Annotated in this window: 3 protein-coding genes; all 3 read right to left on the bottom strand. The window is 40.1% G+C overall.

Features of this window, described 5'->3' with window-relative positions; all coding sequences use genetic code 11:
• On the bottom strand, nt 1-1190 hold a 1190-nt coding region (locus B3R63_RS00805; RefSeq protein WP_286728001.1), incomplete at its 3' end, for an MFS transporter.
• 94 nt (nt 1191-1284) lie between these two features.
• Nucleotides 1285-2535, bottom strand: a complete 1251-nt coding sequence (locus tag B3R63_RS00800) for an esterase-like activity of phytase family protein (protein WP_286728000.1) — start codon at nt 2533-2535, stop codon at nt 1285-1287.
• Nucleotides 2536-2964: 429 nt separating this feature from the next.
• Complete coding sequence (locus B3R63_RS00795) at nt 2965-4329, bottom strand: MFS transporter (protein WP_005022885.1); 1365 nt, start codon at nt 4327-4329, stop codon at nt 2965-2967.
• Between the last annotated feature and the right edge of the window lie 370 nt (nt 4330-4699).

The raw sequence follows: 4699 nt of genomic DNA, 5'->3' as shown, positions 1-4699 counted from the left end.
CGGTTTAAACGTAATGAGATGATGAGACCGAGACCGAGAAACAGGGTAATTATCACCGTTAAACCACCCCAGCCCCAGTTCTCCCAAACCAGCCCGCCACTACTGCCTAATACGCTTGAACCCAGATAGTAGCAGAACAGGTAAAGTGAAGAGCCGACTGCCCGATACTGTAAAGCCTGTACAGATACCCAGCTACTGGCTGTAGAATGTGCTGCAAAGAAAGAAAAGGTAAAAATCAGCAGACCCAGCAATATGCACCAGATTGAGGGAATCAGCATAATCCATAACCCCAAGATCATACAGATAAACATGGCTGGTAAAACTTTACCCCGACCATATTTACGACCCCAACCTGCGGCCCGCGGTGAACTATAGATGCCTGAAAGATAGGCAATTGAAATCAGGCCAATCCAGGCCTGAGAGAGTTCAAACGGTTTTTCCAGTAAATGATAGCTAATATAATTAAAGACCGTTACAAAACAGCCCATCAATAAAAAGCCTTCTGCAAACAGGAGCCTAAGTCTTGAGTCTGACAAATTTTTGGTGAATGACTGCTTAAACCTCGAAAAATTGATCGGATAAGGCTTGAAGTGCCGTGAAGCGGGCAAGGCAATATAAAATACAATAGCAATGATAAGGTTAAGCACACCAATGATCATTGTGGCAGTTTGCCAAGAAATAAAATCTAGTAGTACACCTGCAATGAGACGACCACTCATGCCACCAATTGCTGTCCCTGAAATATATAGCCCCATGGCAAAGCCGACATCTTTTTGTGCAATTTCTTCACCGATATAAGTCATGGCTACTGAAGCAACACCACTTACAGCCAGGCCAATTAACATTCGGGTATTTAAAAAAACTTCCCAGTAAGGCAGAAAGGAACTGACCAGCAACAATATTGAGGTCGAAAATAGGGAAATTGCCATAACCTGCTTACGACCATAACGGTCTGAAATCAGTCCGGCAAACAACAGGCCAAGTGCCAGTGCAATAGTGGAGAATGAGAGCGGGAAACTGCTATGGGTTGGACTGATAGCAAAGAACTTGGCAAGGAAAGGCATCATTGGCTGTACACAGTACAATGATGAAAATATGGCAAAGCCTGCCAGAAACAATGAAAGTAGAATAGCAAAAAAAGGGCGCGTCCCATACTCGATATAAGACTGCGACTCTACAGATTCAGACATAAAAGCTCCTTATGCCTGATGAGTATACGCCTGTTTAAATCAGTTTAAAGTGACTTGATTTTCACATAGACGAGCTTTACATATTTTTTCCAGACTAATATAAAGCTTTCGGCAACCGGATCTGGATAATTTCATTATCATCGGCAAGTTTAGCATTACGACCGCTCGAACCCGGAAAATTGTTATCATTTAACACGGTCAGGGTACGGCCATCTTCAATAACGACATCTTCAATAGTTTCAAATGGGAAAGCAAACTGTGTGCCTGTACCAATGTCTCCATCACGTACCGAAGTATAAAGCTGGTTCGGGTTTGCAATCTTAATTAAGTCCAGCAGTTCTTCACGCTCAATTACCTTGCCGGACTCACCCAGCTTGATCCTGATCAGCTTCTTATAGCCACCGAGATTATTCTGGCTGGCATCGCGCTCAATAATGATGCCTTCCTGATTATTAAAGAGCTGAAAGTCTCCAATCGCTGAAGCCTTGCTATCCAGCGCGAACAGATAATATTTTCCGGTATAGGATTTAGTCTTTAGATCAAACTGGGAAATAATCAATTGGCCGCTGGCATCACCTTTTAATGGTTTTTCCAGTAATGGATAAAGATATTGGCCATCCTTAGAAAGTGCCATGCCTTCAAATCCGCCACTTTGCTGAATCAATGGTTCGATATAGTTAATTCCTGCCTTGTTGAGCTGATTCTGTGGTGATCGTAGCTCCTGTCCTTTAACTAAAGGATGCGGAAGAGGAATAGGGGCATCAAGCAGTACGCCTTCTGCAGAAAAATGCAGTAAATAAGGTCCGAACTCATCACCAATCCAGTAAGTCCCATCGGCTACTCGCTGCATTGATTCCGGATCAAAATCCGCCCCAGTTAAAAGACGATCTGGTGTATTATTATTTACAATTTCAAAGGGAACCAACTTATTCGGATCACGTAGCTGGATAAAATCCTGAACAGACACCTGCCCTGTTCCCTTGGTCTTGGTTTTAAAATCAGGCTTAATTTTATAAATTCTTAGCAAATAGTCAGCTGAATTATTTTGAGTCCCAAAACCATTATCTGACATGGCCATATAACTGCCATCATTATTTTTAACTGCAGCTGAGAAACCCTGTACAGGCTGCCCTTTAAAGGGCGGATAAATTTCATTAGCCCCCGATACGGCAGCGCCTGAGTCGGGGCCTTCTGCATAAGTTGAAACTGGAAGTTTGGCAAATGAGATCAGGGTGGGTACTGTAAGGGTTTCTGGTGAAGAGAACTGATCATGATCATCATCATTACAGGCGCTTAAACTGAGAGCTGTAAAACAAAGCAGAGATAGAAGTTTCTTATTCATCATATGTACTTATAAAAATTTTTATTCAATTAAAGCAATCAATTATGAAAATCTAACGACAATAAGATGAAAAGTTAATGACGATCTTATTACAGAAAATGAAATAGAGAAAATTATCTCCAGTCACATAAAAACTTGAGTATCTTTAAAATAATAAATTTCTGTCGTCTCTGGCTTAGAGGGAATAAGGCTTTCTACCGCTATAGTCTTTATCAGCTTTAAACTGATATAAAAATATATAGAGACAGAATATCTCTAATGTATAAAACAACAGTTATAAAGTAATAGACAGGAAACTTTTCCGGTTGTACCGAATGAGACTATCTAAACAGATAGGTAGAGCGGCCCGGTCAGGATGATCGGGCCGCTCTATTTTATTCTAAATATTTAATAAAAATAAAAAGCCTCAGTTGAGGCTTTTTAATCACAGTTTTAGAGCTCTACAATGCGACGCGGTTTTTTAACCGGAATAACAGGCTCCGTTACCTCATCACTCATCGGTACAACTTTAATTAAAGCCACTGCTATTGCTCCAATGACTGCCGGTATAGCAACTGCAAGAAAATTCATTTTATGTGGTAATTCCATACCCAATAGGAAACCAATCAAAATCGGACCAACAATTGCACCAATCCGCCCAACTGCTGAAGCCCAGCCGATTCCAGTCGAACGTACTGCTAACGGATAGTACTGAGCAACATAACTATAGAGAAGAATACTGCTGCCAATTGCTGAAGCGCCCGCTAATGCTACCAGTAAATAAATTACGGCTGGTGGTGAATTAAATCCTAATCCAACCAAAGCCAGTGCCCCCATCAAGAACATTCCGATGATCACCGGTTTCAGATGGAATTTATCTGCCAGAATTCCCCCGCCAATCGTACCAATTACTGCCCCAATGTTCATAGACATCAGAAATATTAAACTGCTTCCCAGAGAGTAACCAGCAGCCATCATTAGTTTCGGTAACCAGCTACCTAATGCATATACCATAAGCAGGCACATGAAAAAACAGCTCCAGAACAGTAGTGTACTCATACCACGTCCCTGTCTAAATAAAGCTGCAACTGAGGCATCTGGAACTTTAACTTCATTTAAGACCAGCTGGGTCTGTAAGGTCATACTTTCCTGAGGCATAATCTTTTGAACAATCTTACGGGCTTTATCCTGCTGTTGTTTTTTAACCAGAAAAGTTAAAGATTCAGGCAAAAACTTCCATATGATTGGTAAAATCAGTAAAGGAATACCTGCAATATAGAACATGATCTCCCAACCAAAGGTCGGCGTAAACTGAGCCCCCAATAATGCTGCCATAATACCGCCCATGGCATAGCCACTGAACATGGTAGTAACCAGAGTACTTCTTAATTTTTGAGGCGCATATTCTGATGTAAGCGCAACCAAGTTAGGCAGCACTCCGCCTATACCCAGCCCGGCAATAAAACGTAAAATACCAAATTCAGTCGGGTTTGAAGCAAAACCACCTAAAAAAGTAAATCCGCTAAATAAAGTGACACAGATCAAAATAACTTTTTTTCGGCCAATCTTATCGGCTAGCATTCCAAACAGCATTGCACCAAACATCATCCCCGCTAAAGCAGTACTGGCCAGCATGCCTGCCTGTACAGCAGTCATATTCCACTCTTGCATTAATAAAGGTAGAGCAACACCATTAATTGCCAGATCATAACCATCAAAAATGACAATAAATAAGCACCACAATACTATAGTCATATGAAAGGGCTTAAATTTGGCATGATCAATAACCGTATTGACATTTATTATGTTAGTTGACATTAGTTCTCACCTCCACTGTGAGTTTATAATTTCAACTAAAATGAATTATGATTCACTTTTTGTCTAAAACCCTAAAGGTATAAAAACATACCCTAAAAGCATTAAAACGAAGATGTGATATAAAATGTCAGGTTGACTTGAATAAAAAATCAACATTTAAATCAAAAAATTTAAAAAACTACCCAGTCTATATTTAAATTTATGAATTTTAACAGTTACTTAAGGATATAAGCCAAATTTATAAGACTAAAGAGATATTGAACTGAAAAATGATATCTCAAATTAACTATTATTTTATATAAACCCTCTAAGTATAAAAAAAGCCCCCTCATGTGAGGGGGCTTTTTGGAATAATGAGCTGGCGATGACT

This window comes from Acinetobacter sp. UBA1297 (assembly GCF_002307755.1).
In the GTDB taxonomy this organism is placed as follows: Bacteria; Pseudomonadota; Gammaproteobacteria; order Pseudomonadales; family Moraxellaceae; genus Acinetobacter; species Acinetobacter radioresistens.
Note: the sequence above shows the minus strand (reverse complement) of the source record. Positions and strands in the feature narration are given on the sequence as shown.

Coding starts and splice junctions, on each gene's coding strand:
- B3R63_RS00800 (WP_286728000.1), bottom strand. CDS start 2,535: ATGATGAATAAGAAACTTCTATCTCTGCTTTGTTTTACAGCTCTCAGT.
- B3R63_RS00795 (WP_005022885.1), bottom strand. CDS start 4,329: ATGTCAACTAACATAATAAATGTCAATACGGTTATTGATCATGCCAAA.